The 18,984-nt window shown below is 64.8% G+C and carries 16 protein-coding genes and 1 tRNA gene; 11 read left to right on the top strand and 6 right to left on the bottom strand.

Annotated elements, in window-relative coordinates:
- Positions 1 to 164: 164 nt before the first annotated feature.
- Positions 165 to 938 (bottom strand): enoyl-CoA hydratase-related protein, encoded by a 774-nt coding sequence (locus M2334_RS07110; protein ID WP_264605103.1) that lies wholly within the window; start codon positions 936 to 938, stop codon positions 165 to 167.
- Positions 939 to 1,264: 326 nt separating this feature from the next.
- Between M2334_RS07110 and M2334_RS07105 the strand changes: the two genes are divergently transcribed.
- On the top strand, positions 1,265 to 2,638 hold the full coding sequence (locus M2334_RS07105) for a helix-turn-helix domain-containing protein (protein WP_264605102.1): 1,374 nt from the start codon (positions 1,265 to 1,267) through the stop codon (positions 2,636 to 2,638).
- A 21-nt stretch (positions 2,639 to 2,659) separates the two neighbouring features.
- On the opposite strand, the gene gor is transcribed toward M2334_RS07105, so the two are convergent.
- Entirely contained in the window at positions 2,660 to 4,003 is a 1,344-nt protein-coding gene (gene gor / locus M2334_RS07100) for a glutathione-disulfide reductase (RefSeq protein ID WP_264605101.1), read from the bottom strand.
- A gap of 249 nt (positions 4,004 to 4,252) precedes the next feature.
- Here gor and M2334_RS07095 point away from each other — a divergent pair, with 249 nt between their 5' ends.
- From M2334_RS07095 to mltG, 3 genes are all read left to right on the top strand, one after another.
- Complete coding sequence (locus M2334_RS07095) at positions 4,253 to 4,486, top strand: acyl carrier protein (protein ID WP_181559973.1); 234 nt, start codon at positions 4,253 to 4,255, stop codon at positions 4,484 to 4,486.
- A 170-nt stretch (positions 4,487 to 4,656) separates the two neighbouring features.
- Positions 4,657 to 5,916, top strand: coding sequence for a beta-ketoacyl-ACP synthase II (gene fabF / locus M2334_RS07090; RefSeq protein ID WP_264579137.1), 1,260 nt, complete (start codon positions 4,657 to 4,659; stop codon positions 5,914 to 5,916).
- An 8-nt stretch (positions 5,917 to 5,924) separates the two neighbouring features.
- Positions 5,925 to 6,896 (top strand): endolytic transglycosylase MltG, encoded by a 972-nt coding sequence (gene mltG / locus M2334_RS07085; protein WP_264605100.1) that lies wholly within the window; start codon positions 5,925 to 5,927, stop codon positions 6,894 to 6,896.
- A 7-nt stretch (positions 6,897 to 6,903) separates the two neighbouring features.
- Here the strand turns inward: mltG and M2334_RS07080 are convergent, their stop codons facing one another.
- Positions 6,904 to 7,341 (bottom strand): sugar transporter, encoded by a 438-nt coding sequence (locus tag M2334_RS07080; protein ID WP_264594311.1) that lies wholly within the window; start codon positions 7,339 to 7,341, stop codon positions 6,904 to 6,906.
- A 53-nt stretch (positions 7,342 to 7,394) separates the two neighbouring features.
- On the opposite strand from M2334_RS07080, the gene M2334_RS07075 reads away from it, so the two are divergent.
- Complete coding sequence (locus M2334_RS07075) at positions 7,395 to 7,922, top strand: 2'-5' RNA ligase family protein (protein ID WP_264594310.1); 528 nt, start codon at positions 7,395 to 7,397, stop codon at positions 7,920 to 7,922.
- A gap of 82 nt (positions 7,923 to 8,004) precedes the next feature.
- On the opposite strand, the gene M2334_RS07070 is transcribed toward M2334_RS07075, so the two are convergent.
- Positions 8,005 to 10,386, bottom strand: coding sequence for a TonB-dependent receptor (locus M2334_RS07070; protein ID WP_264605099.1), 2,382 nt, complete (start codon positions 10,384 to 10,386; stop codon positions 8,005 to 8,007).
- A gap of 205 nt (positions 10,387 to 10,591) precedes the next feature.
- Here M2334_RS07070 and M2334_RS07065 point away from each other — a divergent pair, with 205 nt between their 5' ends.
- Positions 10,592 to 11,104: a MarR family winged helix-turn-helix transcriptional regulator gene (locus M2334_RS07065; RefSeq protein ID WP_264594308.1), complete on the top strand. Its 513-nt coding sequence runs from the start codon at positions 10,592 to 10,594 to the stop codon at positions 11,102 to 11,104.
- On the opposite strand, the gene M2334_RS07060 is transcribed toward M2334_RS07065, so the two are convergent.
- Positions 11,101 to 12,333: an NAD(P)/FAD-dependent oxidoreductase gene (locus M2334_RS07060; protein WP_264605098.1), complete on the bottom strand. Its 1,233-nt coding sequence runs from the start codon at positions 12,331 to 12,333 to the stop codon at positions 11,101 to 11,103. The two genes, M2334_RS07065 and M2334_RS07060, sit on opposite strands and share 4 nt — an antisense overlap.
- A gap of 141 nt (positions 12,334 to 12,474) precedes the next feature.
- Between M2334_RS07060 and M2334_RS07055 the strand changes: the two genes are divergently transcribed.
- A tRNA-Met gene (locus M2334_RS07055) sits at positions 12,475 to 12,551 on the top strand.
- 73 nt (positions 12,552 to 12,624) lie between these two features.
- Here M2334_RS07055 and M2334_RS07050 read toward each other — a convergent pair.
- Entirely contained in the window at positions 12,625 to 13,740 is a 1,116-nt protein-coding gene (locus M2334_RS07050) for an NADH:flavin oxidoreductase (protein WP_264594307.1), read from the bottom strand.
- 291 nt (positions 13,741 to 14,031) lie between these two features.
- On the opposite strand from M2334_RS07050, the gene M2334_RS07045 reads away from it, so the two are divergent.
- The 4 genes from M2334_RS07045 to M2334_RS07030 all read left to right on the top strand — a co-directional run bounded on the left by M2334_RS07045 (position 14,032) and on the right by M2334_RS07030 (position 18,890).
- On the top strand, positions 14,032 to 16,986 hold the full coding sequence (locus tag M2334_RS07045) for a M16 family metallopeptidase (RefSeq protein WP_264605097.1): 2,955 nt from the start codon (positions 14,032 to 14,034) through the stop codon (positions 16,984 to 16,986).
- A 110-nt stretch (positions 16,987 to 17,096) separates the two neighbouring features.
- Positions 17,097 to 17,684 (top strand): NifU family protein, encoded by a 588-nt coding sequence (locus M2334_RS07040; RefSeq protein WP_181559983.1) that lies wholly within the window; start codon positions 17,097 to 17,099, stop codon positions 17,682 to 17,684.
- A gap of 37 nt (positions 17,685 to 17,721) precedes the next feature.
- Entirely contained in the window at positions 17,722 to 18,396 is a 675-nt protein-coding gene (gene tsaB / locus M2334_RS07035; protein ID WP_264605096.1) for a tRNA (adenosine(37)-N6)-threonylcarbamoyltransferase complex dimerization subunit type 1 TsaB, read from the top strand.
- On the top strand, positions 18,396 to 18,890 hold the full coding sequence (locus M2334_RS07030; protein ID WP_264573100.1) for a GNAT family N-acetyltransferase: 495 nt from the start codon (positions 18,396 to 18,398) through the stop codon (positions 18,888 to 18,890). Before tsaB ends, M2334_RS07030 begins: the two co-directional genes overlap by 1 nt.
- Positions 18,891 to 18,984 lie beyond the last annotated feature (94 nt).

Below are 18,984 nucleotides of genomic sequence, written 5' to 3'. Positions count from 1 at the left end.
GAGAGTGCTAAGCGTTCAAAGGTTAGTAAAACGTTGCCATAGGACGAAACGAACGGGCTATCGTCAGATCGATCAAATGGTGCTCACAAAGCAGGAAAGATGACGCAAAGAAAAATCGCAGTTTTCGGCTCGACCGACGAGCCGAATTCCGTAGCGTTTCTCGCTCAATCCCCCTGGAAGCGCGGCACCCGCTTCTCCAGAAAGGCCGCGACGCCCTCCTGAAAATCCGCGCTGTGGCCGGCCGCTGCCTGATTGGCGGCTTCGATGCCCATCGTCTCCGACAGGCTGTGATTGAGTGCGGCAGCGACCTGCTTACGGATCATGCCGATGGCGCGGGTCGGCCCTTGCGCGAGTTTGAGAGCAAGACCGCGTGCGGTTTCGCCGAGCCTCTCGTCGTCGGTCACGCGGGCGACCAGTCCGGCGTCCTGCGCCTCCTGAGCGCTCATCGGCTCACCAAGAAGCGCCAGTTCGAGCGCCTTGGCGCGCCCGGCGCTCTTCGCGACCAGCCATGTCGCCCCGGCATCGGGCACGAGCCCGATATTGACGAAGCCAAGCTGCAGATAGGCAGAGCGCGCCATCACCACGATGTCGGCGGCCAGCGCCAAGGCGACGCCGGCGCCAACCGCCGGCCCGTTGATCGCGCTCAACACCGGGATATCGAGCCCGGCCAGCCGCAGGAACAGAGGATGGTAATAGGTCGCCAGGGTTTCCCCGAGATCGGCGCCGATGCCTTCGCTATCGGCCAGATCCGCGCCGGAGCAGAACGCCCTGCCCGTCCCGGTGATCAACACGGCCCGCGCACCTGCACGCACGCCCTCATCGAGCTTGCGGGTCAGGTCTGCCAGCAGGCCGGTGGAAAGGGCATTGAGCCGCTCGGGGCGGTTAAGGGCAAGGGTCAGCACCCCATCGTCCAGCGTGGACAGCACGATCTCGCTCAATCGATCCTCCCTTGCGGCGCGGTTGCCGACCGCTGTTCTGACTGGGCGCAGGCTAGCATCGTACCCGCGCGCGGCAAGCGTCGCGCCAGAGCGAGTATGGATCGGCAAACACGAGCAGCAATTTGCGGAATTGCGAAATGAGCTGGTTCCGCTACGGTGCGGGCGTCTTGAAGGACGTCCTGGTTTATCGGCACAGGCGCTAACCCGCGGATGAAAAATTTGCGGATCGTGCCCACTGTCCCGGCCAGTGCGGCGATCCCTCACCCCGACTCGTACCCCGGAGACAGTCCTTGCCACGCGGAAACAGATTGTTCGTTGGCCAGAAAGTGCGCGACCTGCGTCTGCAGAGCCGGCTCGATCAGGCGGACATGGCGCGGCTGCTGGGCATCTCCGTCTCCTATCTCTCGCAACTGGAGAATAACGACCGTCCCCTGACCGCACGGGTAAAGGCCGCGCTGGCGGCGGCCTTTCCGCTCGACTGGTCCGATTTCGACGCGCGGCCTGAGGAGCAGTTGCTCGGCGCCTTCAACTGGGCGCTTGCCAATCCGGGACATCGCTCACCGCCCCCCGATCCCGAGCGGACCGAGCGGCTGCATGTTCAATATCCTGAATTTGCGGCGCGCTATGTGGAATTGCATCACGCCCTCCGGCAGACCGAGGGTCGGCTGTCCATGGCCGAACAGGCGCTCGGTAACGGCCTGCTGCCGGGCGCACGCGCGACTTTCGATCAGGTGAGCGATCGCCTGCGGCTGTTCGACAATTATTTCCATGATCTGGACACCGCCGCCGAGGATCTCGCCACGCAGCTCAGCATCTGCGCGCGCTCCGATGCGGAAGCCACGATAGCAACGCTCAGCGCGGCACTGCGTGACGAGCATGACTGCATCGTCAGTCGCGAACCACTCAAGACCACGCTGTTGCGCGCGCCCTCCCCCGATGGCCGGACCTTGCACGTCAATGATCGCCTGCCCGCCACGAGCATCGCCTTCCAGCTCGCCAGCCATATCGTGCATTTGCGCGGGCTGGCCGATTCCACGATGCGCGCCATCATTGCCCAGCACCCGGTGGGGGCGCCTGCCGATGCCCTGCTGCATCACGCGCTCATCAATTATGGCGCTGCCGCCTTGCTCATGCCTTATGGTCTCTTCCGCGAGACGGCCCGGACGCTCCGCCATGATGTCGATGCGCTGGCGGCGCGGTTTGGCGTAAGCATCGAGCAGGTCGCGCATCGGCTCGCCACGCTACAGCGACCGGGACAGCGCGGCATTCCCTTCTTCTTCTGTCGCATTGATCCGGCCGGCAACATCACCAAGCGGCATAGCGCCACGCGGCTCGACTTTGGCAGCTATGGCCCGCTCTGCCCCCGCCTGAGGCTGCACGAGGCCCCGACCCGTGCTGATTATAGCGGTGCGGAGCGCGCGGAAATGCCCGATGGCGTGCACTATATCCTGCTCGCCCGCGCCATCGCACGGCCGGACCGCCGCCACGCCATCGTGCTCGCCTGCGAACGCGATTATGCTGCCCATCTCGCCTGGGCGGACGGGCTGGACCTCGCCGATGATGCCGCAGTCACGCCCATCGGGCCGGGCTGTCGCCTGTGCCCGCGCGAAGGCTGCCCGCAGCGCGCCTTCCCGCCGATCGACCGCCCGATCCACGTCGAGCGGGATGGCCGGCACGTCATTCCCTACAGCATCGGCTAAAGGGCGTGCCGGCCTGAACCTTCAGCGCATCAGCACCAGCTCTTCCGCCATGCTCGGATGCAGCGCGACGGTGGCGTCGAAATCGTCCTTGGTCAGGCCCGCCTTCACTGCGATGGCCGCCGCCTGCAGGATCTCGGGCGCATCCGGGCCGATCATGTGGATGCCGACCACGCGCCCGGTCGTTTCCTCGCAAATCAGCTTGTAGAGACTGCGCTCGTTGCGATTGGCCAGCGTGTTCTTCATCGGCCGGAAGTCGGAGGTATAGACCTTGACCGCGCCCAGCGTGTTGCGCGCCTCGCCCTCAGTCATGCCGACCGCGCCGATCGGCGGATGGCTGAACACGGCGGATGGAATGCAGCCATAATCCACCGTTCGCGGATTGCCGCCGAACACGGTGTCGGCGAAGGCATGGCCCTCCCGGATCGCCACCGGGGTGAGCTGCACCCGATCGGTCACGTCGCCCACCGCGTAAATGCTCTCGACATTGGTGCGGCTATATTCGTCGACCTTGATCGCGCCCTTCTCCGTCTCCACGCCAACCTTGTCCAGGCCCAGCCCGTCGATCTTGGGATTGCGGCCGGTGGCGAACAGCACCAGATCGGTCTCGATCGGATCGCCACCCTCGATAAACACCTTGAGGGAGCCATCCTCCTGCTTCTCGATCTTTTCGAGCGGGGCGTTGAAGCGGAAGTTGATGCCCTTGGCCGTGCTGATCTGCAGCAGGCGGTCGCGAATCTGCTCGTCATAGCCGCGCAGGATCTGGTCGCCGCGCAGCAACACCGTCACCTGACAGGCGAACTCGTGGAAAATGCCGGCGAACTCGTTGGCGATATAACCGCCGCCGAAGATCGCGACGCGCTTGGGCATCTTTTCCAGATGGAAGACCTCGTTGGATGTGATCCCCAACTCCGCGCCGGGCACATCGGGCACATTCGGCCAGGCGCCGACCGCGATGAGAATGACCTTGGCGGTCACCAGCTTGCCGCTGGCCAGCCGTACCTCATGCGGCCCTTCCACCGTCGCGCGCTCGTGGAAGGTCGTCACCTTGTTATTGTCGAGCGTCTGCTGATAGAGCCCTTCGAGCCGGGAGACCTCCCCGATCACATTGTCGCGCAGGGTGGGCCAGTCGAAGCTGCAGTCCGAAATATCCCAGCCGAACCGGCGAGCATCCTTGATGTCCTCGGCGAAATGCGCGCCATAGACGAGCAGCTTCTTGGGCACGCAGCCCCGGATCACGCATGTCCCCCCGACTTTGTGCTCCTCCGCCACGGCGACCTTGGCACCATGCGCCGCTGCAATGCGCGATGCCCGCACGCCGCCCGATCCGGCACCGATTACGAACAGGTCGAAGTCATAGTCGCTCATCAGGAGAGATCCTCGGATTGTCTTGATCGTGTCCGCGCATATGGGCGTGAGTGCATCGCGCGCAAAGCAATTTTGCGAGGGACGCCACCAGATTCGCTACGTCTTCCGGCGCCGCGCAACGCTGTGAGTGTGCCGAAAGCCGCCGCGCACGGGGCAATTGCACCCGCTATCGCTAGCCTCTTGTCACGCCCCGCCCTAGGCTCTAGGGCATCTCCAGATTGAAGACCAAAGTAAAGCAAAGGACCTCTCATGAGTGAGACCGCGGATCGCGTGAAGAAGATCGTCGTCGAGCACCTCGGCGTCGAGGCGGACAAGGTGACCGAAGACGCGAGCTTCATCGACGATCTGGGCGCTGACAGCCTCGACATCGTCGAGCTCGTCATGGCTTTTGAGGAAGAGTTCGGCGTCGAAATCCCCGACGATGCTGCCGAGAAGATCGCCACCGTCAAGGACGCGATCGATTTCATCGACGGCAAGCAGTAAGATAGCGGGAGCCCGGTTCGCGGCCTCGTCGCGGACATGCACCGGCCAGTGAATACACATGGATACGGCTCTCCGGTTGCGGGTTTGACTCGCCATGGGAGGGCCGTTCGTGTTTGATCAGCGCCTGGCGTTCCGGGCAACTGGCCGGGTGACTGGATCAGGAGAGTGAAATGCGTCGTGTCGTCGTAACAGGTCTCGGCATGGTTTCGCCCCTTGGCGGCGACGTGGAGACAAGCTGGAAGAACATCATCGCCGGCCGGTCGGGCGCGGAAACGATCACCCGTTTCGACGCGACCGATTTCCACACCAATTACGCCTGCGAAGTGAAGGCTCCGGATCATGAATTCGGCTTCGACCCCAACAAGCGCGTGGACCACAAGGTCCAGCGTCAGGTCGATCCGTTCATCGTCTATGGCATCGACGCGGCCGGCCAGGCCATAGAAGATGCCGGCCTGACCGAGATGAGCGAAGCCGAGCGTCTGCGCACCGGCTGTTCGATCGGCTCGGGCATTGGCGGCCTGCCGGGCATCGAGAGCGAATCGCTGGTGCTGGAGCATAAGGGGCCGAAGCGGGTCTCGCCGCACTTCGTCCACGGTCGCCTGATCAACCTGATCTCCGGTCAGGTCTCCATCAAATACGGCCTGATGGGCCCTAATCACGCCGTCGTTACGGCCTGCGCGACGGGCGTTCACTCGATCGGCGACGCGGCGCGGATGATCGCGCTCGACGATGCCGATGTGATGCTCGCCGGCGGCGCGGAAAGCGCCATCTGCCCGATCGGTATTGCCGGCTTCGGTCAGGCGCGCGCGCTTTCGACCGAATTTCGCGACGAACCCTGGCGCGCCAGCCGCCCGTGGGATCAGGCCCGCGACGGCTTCGTCATGGGCGAAGGGGCCGGCGTGGTCGTGCTCGAGGAATATGAGCACGCCAAGGCGCGCGGTGCGAAGATCTATGCGGAGATTCTCGGCTACGGCCTCTCGGGCGATGCCTATCATGTGACGGCACCGCACCCCGAGGGCTCAGGCGCCTATCGCGCGATGGAAATGGCCATGCGCAGGTCTGGCCTGTCGCTTGCCGATATCGATTATGTAAACGCCCATGGCACCTCGACCCCACTCGGCGACGAGCTCGAGCTTGGCGCAGTGCGGCGGCTCTTCGGCCCGGCGCTGGAGACCATGTCGATGTCGTCCACCAAGTCGGCCATCGGGCATCTGCTCGGCGGTGCCGGCGCCGTCGAGACGATCTTCTGCATCCTTGCGATGCGTGACCAGATCGTGCCGCCCACGCTCAACCTGGATGATCCCAGCGAAAGCTGCCAGGGCGTCGACCTCGTTCCGCACACGGCAAAGCAGCGGAAGGTCAAGGCCGTGCTCAACAACAGCTTCGGCTTTGGCGGCACCAACGCCAGCCTTGTGCTCAAGGCTCTCTGACGGCCGCAATGCGCCGCATCGTCCTCACGGTCGCTGCTCTGCTGCTGGCCGGACTGGCCGTTGCGGCGCTTCTCTTCGTCCATGGCTGGTCGAGGCCCGGCCCGCTTGAGGCCGATGCAACGATCATCGTTCCCGAGGGCGCGACGCTGCGCAAGGCGGCCGACGAGCTGGAAGCGCAAGGCGCCATCGGCTCCGCCACCGCCTTCCTTGCCCGCGCGCGGGTGCTGGGGCCGGATGGGTCGATCAAGGCGGGCGAATATCGCATCCCCCGACGAGCGAGCAGCGCCGACATTCTGGGCATCCTGCAGAGCGGCAAGACCCTCGTCCATCTCGTCACCATCCCAGAAGGCATGCCTTCCGTCCTCGTGCATGAGCGGCTGATGGCCAATGCCGAGCTGACCGGAGACATTCCCGTGCCCGAGGAAGGCTCGGTGATGCCCGACAGCTATGGCTACCAGAAGGGCGAGACCCGCGCGGCGGTGCTTGGGCGGATGCAGGCCGCAATGACGAGCTTCATTGCCGCGCAGTGGCCCAAGCGCTCGGCTGCAACGCCAGTCAAGACGCCTGAGCAGGCCGTCACCCTCGCCAGCATCGTGGAGAAGGAAACCTCCATCCCCGCCGAGCGACCGACGGTGGCCGGTGTCTACGCCAATCGGCTGCGCGAGGGCATGATGCTGCAGGCCGACCCCACGATCATCTACCCGATCACCAGGGGCAAGCCGCTCGGACGCCGCATCCTCCAGTCGGAGATCCGCGCGGTGAACGACTACAACACCTATGCGATGACTGGCCTACCCAAGGGACCAATCGCCAACCCCGGACGCAGTTCTATCGAGGCCGTCCTGCGGCCGGCGGCAACGAAAGCGCGCTACTTCGTCGCGGATGGCAAGGGCGGGCATATCTTCGCGGAGACGCTGGCCGAGCATAATGCGAATGTGCGCAAATGGTATGACATCCGCCGTCAACGCGGCGAAATGTGAGCTTTGCTCAGCGGAGCAAACCCCTGCTCCGCAACCGCAGCGCATAGCCCAGTTGCAGCAGCGCAATCAGCACGATGAAGGCCGGGAACAGCGCCGCACTGGTGCCCTTGACCGCCAGCAGATCGGTGCCGATGAAGGAGTAGCTGAACTGGACCAATATGGCGATCAGCGCGATGACCGAGAACCAGACGGCGGCGGCACGCCGTGCCAGAAGGGCAACGGCGCCGGCAAACGCGGCGGCAACGGCCACGCCGTAGCTCAGCCAGGCCCAGCGCGGCATGTTGGCCCAGATTTCCGCCTGATAGGGATCGGCCATGGCCAGCTCTTCGAGATTGGCGGTCGATTGGACAAGGAAGGCGGCGATGCCGATCAGGGTCCATATCAGAAACAGAATAGCCGGAATCCGCGACATGCTCCGGCTGCGATGGTCCCCCACACCCGTCATCACACACCCCCTCCCCATGGCTTGTTGCACGGCCATTTTAGCCCGGTTCTGACATGACGCAAACTGTCCTCGAACTGCCCCGCGGCCCCCTCATCGTCACCGCTCAGTTGAGGAGCGCGGACCAAGCATGGGCCGACGGGCTGCGTCAGACCCATTATCCCGCCGCTCGCAATCAGGTGCCCGCCCACATCACCTTGTTCCACCACCTCCCGCCGTCCCTGCATGCCGAACTAAGGACGATGCTGAAGGGACTGGTCGATCGTCCCCCACCTCCGGCCAGTCTAGGCGAGCCGTTCGGGTCAGGCAGCCTTGTCGCGCTGGCGGTGGAGAGTGACGGGCTTCTCGATATTCGCGCCACGATCGCCGAGCGGTTTGAGCGGCACCTCATCCCGCAGGACCACGCACTCAAGCGCCTGCACATCACGGTCCAGAACAAGGTCGCTCCCTCCGTCGCGAAGGAGACGCTGGCGCTGTTGCGGACACAGATCCGCCCTGCCCCTCTCGTCATCGCCGGCCTTGCGGTATGGGTTTATGAAGGCGGCCCCTGGTCTGCCCTGAGCCAGCACCGCTTTCGTCGCTGATCGTCATCACAAACGAAACGGCCCGCTTCATCACGAAGCGGGCCGCTGCATCAGCCGGGCCTTGCCGGCCGTTTCGTCACAATCAGAACGAGATCGACGCCTGCACATACCAGCTGCGCGGACGTGCGTAGATCTTCTCGGCATAGCCGAGCGTGCCGAGCGACGCATTGCCCTGCACCAGATACAGCTCGTCGAACAGGTTCTGCACGCCGCCGGTCAGCTTCCACCCGGTCGCCTTGTTGGCGAGCGTGACGGATGCATTGCCGACGAAATAGCCGTCCTGCTCGATCTCCGGCACGCTGCCGGTGATGAACTTGAGGCTGGCGCTGTAATTGCCGTCGAAGCGAGGCGTCAGCGTCACGTCGTCGTTGAGCGGGATCTCATAGCCGATGCCGAAATTGCCCTGGAAGGAGGGCGTGAACGGCAGGTCATCGCCCGGCTGAACCGTCGCCGTCGCGCCCGGAACAGGCGTGATGCTCAGGATCTCATCGTTGAGCGTGCTCGCCGCGATGTCGATCCGCAGGCCGTAAGCGCGCGGATGATAGCTCAGCTCGCCTTCAAGCCCGCGAATACGCGCCTTGCCGCCGTTGAACAGCAGCGGCACGACACCCTGACGGAAGATCAGCTGGATATTGCTGTAATCCGCCTGGAAAGCCGCCGCGTTGAAGCGGAAATCGCCGAAATCGAACTTGGCGCCGATCTCGTAGCTATCCACCTTCTCCTCGTCGAACGGCGTCGGCACATTGCCCGGAGGCGCCGCATTGTAGCGGGTGTTGAAGCCGCCCGACTTGAAGCTGCGCGAGTAGGAAATGTAGGTGCTGACATTGCGCGTCCACGAATAGCGCGCGCTCGCCGAGCCGGTCAGCGCAGAGAAGCTCTGCGAATAGGGGCCCGGATAGATGAACAGCGGGCCACCCTGCGGGATCGCCAGCGTCGGCAGCGGATCCGGGTCCGGCAGCGTGGCTGGGAACAGGTTGAACACGATGCCGTGATATTTCTTCTTGTCCCGCGTGTAGCGCAAACCGCCAGAAATCTCGAGATTCTGGATCGGCTTGACCGAAAGCTCGCCGAATACCGCGATGGAATCCGTTTCCAGATCAGAAACCTGCAGGTCGCGCGAGCCGGGGCCGCCTGCCAGCAGGGACCCGATGACCGGCGGCGACGGCGGGAAGGCCAGCGGCACGGTCGCCCGCTCGTTGGTCTTCTCATTGAAGTAATAGCCACCGATGATGCCGTTGAGCACCGGCGATTCATACTGCAGCTGGAGTTCCTGGCTATACTGGTCGGACTGCGAGCCCACATCCGTGGTGATCAGCAGCAGCGGGGTATTGTCCGCATCGCGCACGCCGCGCGACTGGGTGGAGCGATAGGCGCTGATCGACTTCAGCAGGACATTAGAGGTCACATTCGCGGTGACCGTGCCCGAGACGCCCCAGACTTCCGAAGTACTCAGCACCGGGGCCGTGCCGCCATTGACGAACGGGCCCTTGTCCTGGAAATTGTTGGCGCAGCGAGCATCGTTGATCTGCGGCACGTTCGGCGCACCGAAGCGCGGATCGCCCGGCGTGAGCGGCGCGAACGGGATGGTCGCGCCGGGGCAGCCGGCCGCCACGCTCGCGATCGCCGCGACCGGTGCGTTCCGGTTCACGCCGGCGAAGACGAACGGCGCACCGTTCTCGTCCCGCTTGGTGTAGTCACCGCGGATGTTCACCTTGATGTCCGGGCTGGCTTCCCAATAGAGCGCGCCATTCAGCGTCGCGCTATCGTCATTGCCGAGATCAATGCCGTCATATTCGCGGATCACATAGCCATCGCGCTTGCGGAAACCGCCCGAGACGCGCGCCGCCAACGTGTCGCCCAGCGGAATGTTGAGGGCGGCAAAGCCTTCCATCAGACTGTCCGAACCAAGGCGCAGGCGCACATCCGCACCAAACCGGCCCAGCTCAGGTTGCTTGGTGCGCACGAGAATGGCACCGCCAATGGTGTTGCGGCCGAACAGCGTGCCCTGCGGGCCGCGCAGCACTTCAACGCCGGCGATATCGCCGAAGTCGATGGCGCCACCGACGGCGCGGCCGACATAGACTTCATCCAGATAGATGCCCACGCCCGGATCGACCGCCGCCGTGGGATCGAGCTGGCCGATACCGCGGATGAACACCACCGTCGCGGCGGAGTTGCCGGAGAGCTGGCCCGCCGTCTTGAACTGGAGGTTGGGTGTGATCGTCTCGAGATCGGACGTCTGGTTAATCTGACGGTCTTCGAGCACCTGCGCATCGAAGGCGGAGATCGCGACCGGCGTATCCTGCAGGGATTCGGCCCGGCGACGCGCAGTCACGATGATCGTGCCGGCATCCGATTCCGTATCCATCGCCTGGGGCGTCTGGGTCGCGGCCGTATCCTGCGCCAAGAGCGGCGTGGAGATCAGCGCGCCGAGCGCTGCGCCAATGAGAAATGGGGCTTTCATGATATCCTCCCTGTGGTTTCTTGGTCGGCGCAGCGGGGCCGCGCGTGCCCCGCAGGGCATTGACCTGGCCGGGAAAATAAGCCCACCATGCGCAACTAGCAATGCGACATAACAATCAGTGCGGGGCTGTGATATACGCGCAACACACCGTTAGCTGGGAAATGATTTTCGGGCGGCAACCCTCAGCCATGAGGGGACCGCAAGCATGAGGAGGGGAGCCATAGACCAATCTGCCGAACCATCCGATGCTCTCTCGCTCGGTCTTCTGGGCGATCTGGCCGGCTATCATCTTCGCCGCGCCTTCGCGGTAATGTCTGCCGACTTCTCCCGCACCTTTGCCGATAGCGACATGCGGCAAGTGCTCTTTGCTGTGTTGTCGGTCGTCTCTGCCAATCCCGGCATCAGCCAGGGCCGGGTGGGCACCGCGCTCGGCATCAAGCGCACCAATATGGTGACGCTGGTCAATCAGCTCGTCGCGCTCGATTTCGTGACGCGCCGGCCTTCGACCTCGGACCGCAGGGCGTTTTCCCTCACGCTGACGGACAAGGGCGCCGCCGCCTTCACCGAGGCCGCCGCACGCATCCACCGCCACGAAACCCAGCTTCTGGCGCATCTCGATACACAGGAGCAACAGCTGCTGATCGATCTGCTGCGCAAGATCAGGCCGGTGGGCACCGAGGGCTTGTCCCCCTCCGACGCGCCCGACCTCAGCCGCTAGGCGACGCCGACCTCTTTCAACGGAATTTCGCCATCTGCCAGTTGCGCCTGGTCCAGGCGGCTCCCCGCGACGACATGGGCGCGGCCCTGCACATAATCCTTGGTGCGGTTGACGCAGTCGAGCGCGATGACATGCCCCTGCCGCAGATAGACAACCGAGAAGCTGCGCGAAGCCGGATCGCCGCGCACGATGCACTCGTCGAAATCCAGCGACAGACCGATGGTCTGCAAGCGCAGATCATATTGGTTCGACCAGAACCACGGCACCGCCTCATAAGGAGCGGGGTTGCCCATGATATGCTGCACGGCCGTGCGCGCCTGATCATTGGCGTTCTGCACCGATTCGAGCCGCATCCGGCGCCCCGCCGCAAAGCGGTTCTCATGCGCGGCGCAATCGCCGATCGCGTAGACGTCGGGCAGCGAGGTCTCGCAATATTGATCGACATCCACGCCGTTGCCGCCGCTCGCCCCCGCGAGAATCAGCGGCCCGGTCTCCGGCACGATGCCGATACCGACAATCACCGCATCTGCCGGGATCACCTCGCCATCGGCCAGCCGGACACCGGTGGCCTGCCCCTGATCACCGGTCTCGATGGCATCCACCGAGGCCGAGAGGCGCACGTCCACGCCATGGGCGCGATGTTCCTGCGCAAAGAAATCGGACAGTTCCGGCCCTGCAACGCGAGCCAGCAGCCGCTCCTGCGCCTCCAGCAGCGTGACCTGCTTGCCGAGCTTGCTCAGCACTGCCGCCGCTTCAAGGCCGATATAGCCGCCGCCGACGATGGCGAACCGCTCCGCCGTGGGCAGAATGGCCATCAACCCATCGACATCGGCGCGCGACCGCACGGTGAACAGGCCGCTCGCCGTCGAGCCCGGACAGGACAGCCGCCGGGCCGAGCCACCACCCGCCCAGATCAGCTTGCCATAGGAAAATTCCGTACCCTTGGCCGTGACCACCTGATGCGCGACCGGATCGATCGTCTTGACCCGCTCCCCGAGGAACAGCGAAATCGCCTGATCCGTCCAGAAGTTGGCCGGGCGCAGCAGGATACGCTCGAAGGTCTTTTCGCCGGCCAGATAGTCCTTGGACAGCGGCGGGCGCTCATAAGGAAATTCCGGCTCATCGCCAATCAGGCCCACGGACCCCTCATATTTGAGCTGGCGAAGCAGGATCGCCGCCTGCGCACCGGCATGGCCTCCCCCCACGATCAAGCAGTCGAAATGCTGCACGTCATCTCCCCAATGCAAATTACCCCGCGGCCTTGCCAGAGAAACGAAGGTGCCGCAATCGAACGGTCAACCATTGACCATCCGATTTCGCCTGCGTATAGCGCGCCGGCCTGACGCCGCAAGGCGGCAGCAAGCCCTTGGGGCGGAGTAGCTCAGCCGGTTAGAGCAGCGGAATCATAATCCGCGTGTCGGGGGTTCGAGTCCCTCCTCCGCTACCATCCTTTCAGCAACGTAGATCGAAAAGCCGGGGCTGGAAGAGCGCGCCGTAAACCTGGCGCGCCCTCCCCTTGCTCAGACGAGTTCCTGCAGGTCTGCCGGGGTGAAGCCCTTGAGATCGCTCCACGCCTGCTGCTGCACCTTGCGGGGCCATTGCGGATCGCTGATCAGCGCGCGGCCGACGGCAATGAGGTCGAACTCGTCGCGCTCCATCCGCTCGATGAGGCGATTGAGCTCCACGCTTGTCGAGCTTTCACCGCCGAAAGCCGCCAGAAACTCGCCCGAGAGGCCGACGGACCCGACGCTGATCGTCGGCGCGCCGGTTAGCTTCTTGGCCCAGCCAGCAAAATTGAGGCCGGCCTCGCCGTCGATCTCCGGGAATTCAGGCTCCCAGAAGCGGCGCTGCGAGCAGTGGAGGATATCGACGCCGGCATCCACCAGCGGCTGCAGCCAGTCCTCCATCTCGGCAGGCGTCGCGGCCAGCCGGGCGGAATAATCCTGCTGCTTCCACTGGCTGACGCGCAGGATCACCGGGAAATCTGGCCCGACGGCCGCGCGAATGGCGGCGACAACCTCACCGGCGAAGCGCGCCCGCTCGCGGATGGTAGACCCACCATAGCGATCCTCGCGAACATTGGTGCCGGACCAGAAGAACTGATCGATCAGATAGCCATGGGCGCCGTGGATCTCGATGGTATCGAAGCCCAGGCGCTTGGCGTCTGCGGCTGCCTTGGCGAAGGCCGCCACGGTATCAGCGATATCCTCTTCGGTCATCGCGACGCCGCGCGGTTCGCCGGGTGCGAGCAGGCCGGAGGGGCTTTCCACCGGCGCGTCCGGCTCCCAGCCGCTACCGGTGCGAGTCGAGCCGGTGTGCCAGAGCTGCGGCCCCATTCGCCCGCCGGCGGCATGGACTGCCTCGATCACTCCCGCCCAGCCGGCCAGCGCCGCCTCGCCATGGAAGAAAGGAATGCCCGGATCGTTGCGCGAGGCTGGCCGGTCGATCACCGTGCCTTCGGAGAGAATGAGCCCTGCCCCGCCCTCGGCCCGCCGCCGGTAATAGTCCGCATTAGGCTGGCCAGGGATGCCGCCGGGGGCCTTCGCCCGCGTCATCGGCGCCATCACGATACGATTGGGGAGGGAAAGCGATTTGAACTGAAAAGGCCGAAAAAGTGCGTCGCCAATGCCAGGCATAGCCGGTAACTCCAGGGTTCAGAGTGGGTCGTCGGCTTGGTAGATAGGCGCGCGACGCCAAATGCCAAATGTCGGAGAGGATTTGCGGGCAGCGATCTATCCGGCTGGTCGCCGCAAGCGCGGTCATCTGGCGTTCAGGCTGGGATGCGATACCTGCGGCGTGCCGACCGACCGCCTGTACGCGCAACCAACCCGCGCGCTCATCCTCCCCGAAGGCCGGCATTTCCGCCCGACCATCATTGCCCTGAGTTTCAGGGTGACCCCGCACGCAATGGGCAATAGACTGGCATCATGACCTTTTCCGATATCTTCCGGCCCATCGTTTCCGCCACCGTTGTCCTCGGCCTGATCGCTTCGGCGCCGCTGGCCGCACAGGGCGAGGTGCCCGGCCTCCTTCAGCCGCAATCCAAGGCGGGCGAGCAGACGCTCAAGCCCACCGTTCCGGCCGAGCGCCCGTGGCTCTACGAGAAGAGCGACGTGCCCATCGACCCGGCGTGGCAGTTCGGCGTGCTGGAAAACGGCCTGCGCTATGCGGTGCGTCGCAACGATGTGCCGGCCGGACAGGTATCGATCCGCGTGCGGGTGGATGTCGGCTCGCTGATGGAAGAGCCTGCCGAAGCCGGCTTTGCGCATTTCATCGAGCATCTCTCCTTCCGCGGATCGCGCGATGTGCCCGATGGCGAATCGAAGCGGATCTGGCAGCGGCTGGGCGCCGAGTTCGGCAGTGACAGCAATGCGCAGACCACGCCCACCGGCACCACCTATGCGCTCGATCTGCCGCGCGCGACGAACGAAGGCATCGACGAGAGCCTGCGCATTCTCGCCGGGATGATGCAGCAGCCCAACATCAGCAAGGCGCCCGTGGAGGCCGAACGCGCGGTCATCCTCGCCGAGCGGCGCGAGAGCCTTGGCCCCGGCGCCCGGCTGGGAGACGAAATCCGCGCTTTCTATTTCGCCGGCCAGCGCCTCGCCAGCCACAGCCCCATCGGCACCGAGCAGACGCTGCTCAAGGCGACGCCGCAGGCCCTGCGTGCCTTCCACGACCGCTGGTATCGCCCCGATCGCACCGTGATCGCCATTTCCGGGTCCATGGAGCCGGCCGCGCTCGAAGCGATGGTCCGCGCGCATTTTTCCGGCTGGAAGGCCAAGGGCCGCGCGACGCCGCTGCCCGACTTCGGCAAGCCCGATCCCTCCGCCCCGGCCACCAAGGTGATCGTCGAGCCGAGCGTGCCCTATAGCGTGGGCCTCGCTTATCTGCGGCCATGGGTGTTCAACGAGGACACGATCGTCTTCAACCAGATGCGGCTGGCCGACATGGTCGCGCTGGAACTGATCAATCGGCGCCTCGAAGCCGTGGCCAGCGACGGCGCGTCATTCGTGCAGGCCAATGTCTCGCTGGATAACAGCATGCGCTCGGCCAATGCGACCTATGTGACCATCGTGCCCAATGGCAGCGACTGGGAGAAGGCGCTGCAGGAAGTGCGCGCCATCATCGAGGATGCCCGCCGGGTCGCTCCCAGCCAGGTCGATATCGACCGCGAGTTTCAGGGCATGGAAGCCGGCTTTGCCGCGCTGGTAGCCAGTGCCGCCATTGAGGGCAGCCCCCAGCAGGTCGAGAGCATCGTGCAGGCGGTGGATATTCGCGAGACGGTCGTCTCCCCGCAGGACCAGCTCGCCATCTACCAGTCCTCCAAGAAATATATGACGCCCGAGCAACTGCTCGCGGCCACCAACCGGCTGTTCTCCGCTACGGTGGAACGCGCCCTGCTGAGCCTGCGCGCGCCGCAGGACAATGCCGAACAGCGCCTGCAGACTGCCTTCAGCGCGCAGGTCGAGCCCAATTCCCGCGCGCGCCTGAGCGATTCGCGGGTGACCATGGCCGCGCTGCCCAAGCTGCCCGCGCCGGGCAAGGTGGCCTCGCGCACTGACCTCGGCGTGCTGGGCATCCAGAACGTCACGTTCGAGAATGGTGTTCGCTTGCTGGTCGCCGGCAATCAAGCCGAACCGGGCAAGGTGCATGTCAACGTGCGCTGGGGCCATGGCCGCCAGAGCTTCGCGCCGGACGAGCGCGCCGCCTTGTGGGCGGTGCCCTATGCGCTGACTGCCAGCGGCATCGGCGACCTCGGCCAGCGCGAGCTGAACGATCTGATGAGCGGCCGCCGCCTGTCGCTGAACTTCGGCATCGATGACGATGCGTTTACGCTGAGCGGCACGAGCAGCCCGCAGGATTATCCTGATCAGCTGCGCCTGTTCGCCTCCAAGCTGGCCTTCCCCCGCTGGGACGAGGCGCCGCTGCGCCGCTCCATGGCGATGCTTGAGGCCAGCTATGATCCGGTGCCGGCCTCCGCTGCGGAAGCCATTGGCCGCGATCTTGAATGGATGCTGCGGGACAAGGATGCCCGCTTCAGCCCGGCCTCGCCGGATGATCGCACGGCGTTGACGCTGGATGCCTTCCGCAAGGTCTGGGCGCCCCGCCTCGCCAACGGCCCCATTGAAATCCAGGTGTTCGGCGATCTCGATGTCGAGCAGGCAATTGCCGCCGTGGCCGCCAGCTTCGGCGCTCTGCCCAAACGCGCCGACGCACCGCCACCAGCCCGCAACCTCGCGCTCAATTTCCCCGCTCATGTCGCGACCCCGGTTCGCATCGTCCATGACGGGCCGGACGAACAGGCCGCCGCGATCATCGCCTGGCCGACCGGCAGTGGCGTCGCCGACATTCGCGAGAGCCGCCAGCTTGAGATGTTGGCCCGCATCATCACCGACCGGCTGTTCGAGCGGCTGCGCTCCATTGACGGTGCGGCCTATACGCCCAGTGCATCGAGCAACTGGCCCGAACGGATGAACGGCGGCGGCTTCCTGGTCGTGCAGACCCAGCTCAAGCCCGAGCGCATCCCGTATTTCTATCAGCTCGTGGATGAACTGGTGCGCGATCTGACCACCAATCCGGTGACGGAGGATGAACTCAACCGCCAGATCGCGCCGGTGCGTCAATTGTTGACTCGCGCGGCCTACAGCAATGCCTTCTGGATGGACCAGTTGCAGGGCTTCTCCCGCGACGAGAACCAGCTCGGCTATGCGCGCGCCCTTGGGCGTGACCTCACGAGCATCACTCCGGCCGACCTGCAGGCACTCGCTGCTCGCTATCTCGTGCCGGAGAAAAGCTGGTCCGCGGTGGTTCTGCCCGAGAGCGCGCCGGCCCCGGCGCCCGGCACATCGGCCGGATCGGCATCCGCTCCGACGCGCTAGGCGCCAACTCGCCCCTTGCACGAGCGCCGGGGACGGCCCAAATGGGAGGCAGTCGCATCCATGGCCGGCGCGCGTTCAAGCCGGCCTCCGTCCTTCGCGCGAGAGCCAGCATGTTCATCGAAACCGAGCAGACCCCCAATCCCGCAACCCTGAAGTTTCTGCCGGGGCGCCCGGTCATGACCTCGGGCACGCGCGATTTCGCCAGCGCAGACGAGGCGACGGCCTCGCCGCTCGCCGAGGCGTTGTTTAACCTCGGGGATGTGACCGGCGTGTTCTTCGGCCGGGATTTCATTTCGGTCACGGCAGCGCCGGGCGTTGCGTGGAGTTCGCTGCGCACCGACGTGATCGCGATCCTGCTCGACCATTTCTCGGCGGACATGCCGCTGTTCGCGCCGGGCACGGCGCACGATATCCGCGTTCCGGCGGAGAATGAGGACGATGGCGCCATGCCCGGCGACGACCCGGCCGATGCCGACATCGTCGCCCAGATCCGCGAATTGATCGACACTCGCGTGCGCCCCGCCGTCGCCAATGATGGCGGCGATATCGTCTATCGCGGCTTTGAGCGCGGCACTGTCTTCCTGCGGATGCAGGGCGCCTGCGCCGGCTGCCCCTCTTCGACCGCGACACTCAAGAACGGCATCGAGCAGCTCCTCAAGCATTATGTGCCGGAAGTGACCGAAGTCCGGGCCGTCTGAGCCGATCGATGCGCCGGATCGTTCCCCCACGCGCACGATGAGCCAGCCCTTGGCGCAGCGCACGCTCATCATCGATTGCGCCACGCCGGCGCTCTCCATCGCCCTGTTCGATGGCGACCGGTTGATTGAGGCAACGCATCGCGAGTTGGGGCGCGGCCATGCCGAAGCGCTGCTGCCCGCTGTCGCCGCGCTGCCCGAGGGCGGCCGCGCTGACGCCATTCTCGTGAACATTGGCCCCGGCAGCTTCACCGGTGTGCGCGTGGGGCTGGCTGCCGCGCGCGCGCTGGGCTTCGCATGGCAGGTGCCTGTTTCCGGCTATGGCTGCCTCGATCTGGTTGCCGCCATCGCCCGTGCCCAGCTCGGGCCGACAGAGCCGTTCGCGGTAACGATGGTCGGCGGACATGGCGAAATCTTCTGGGCGGAAGCGGCATCGTCTGTCACATCCGACAGGCCGCCCCTCACCGTCCGATCCACGCCAATCGACGAACTGGCGGCGTCTCTCCGCGTCGGCCTGCTCGTCGGCTCGGGCGCCCAGACGCTGGTCGATGCCGGCGCGCGGGGCCAGGCCGTTCCGTTGCTTCCCGATGCCCGCGCGGTATTCCGCCTGCCGGTCACGCAGCGCACCCGCCCGCCTGTGCCCGATTACGGGCGCGGGGCAGACGCGAAGCCCATGGCTGCCTTAAGCAAGCCCAGACCAGCGCCGGTTCGCTGATGCAGGACAAGGAGGCGCTCCGCATCGTGGCCAGTCTCGATCCTTGTGTGGACGAGATCGGCGCCGCCATGCAGGTGATGTCGGCCGCCTTCCCACCGGAATTTGGCGAAGCATGGTCCTCTGCGCAATTGATGGGCATGATGCAGTTGCCCGGCTCCATTCTGGTGACTGGCTACACCCATGCCGGACCGGTCGGCTTCGGCCTGATCCGCAGTATTGCCGGCGAAGCTGAGCTTCTTTTGCTTGCCGTCCATCCGGATCATCGTGGGCGGACACATGGCCGCCGATTACTTGATCGCTGTATGACAGAGGCCGAGGGAACCGGCGCAGAAACAATTTTTCTGGAAGTGCGATCAGGGAATCCAGCTCTTCATCTTTATATCAAAGCCGGCTTTCATCAGTATAATGTTCGACTTAACTACTATTGTGGATCGAACGGTTCCCGCTTTGATGCTTTGAGTTTGAAACTCGTTTTGGGACAGGGTGCGTCCTGAGTCCGAAACTTCTCTTGCGCTCATCGTTCAATCCCCATAGTGTTTAATGGTAGAATATAGCCTAAGAATAGTGATTCTACGGGTCGCAAGTTGA

The organism is Sphingobium sp. B11D3D (assembly GCF_025961755.1).
Lineage (GTDB): Bacteria > Pseudomonadota > Alphaproteobacteria > Sphingomonadales > Sphingomonadaceae > Sphingobium.
Note: the sequence above shows the minus strand (reverse complement) of the source record. Positions and strands in the feature narration are given on the sequence as shown.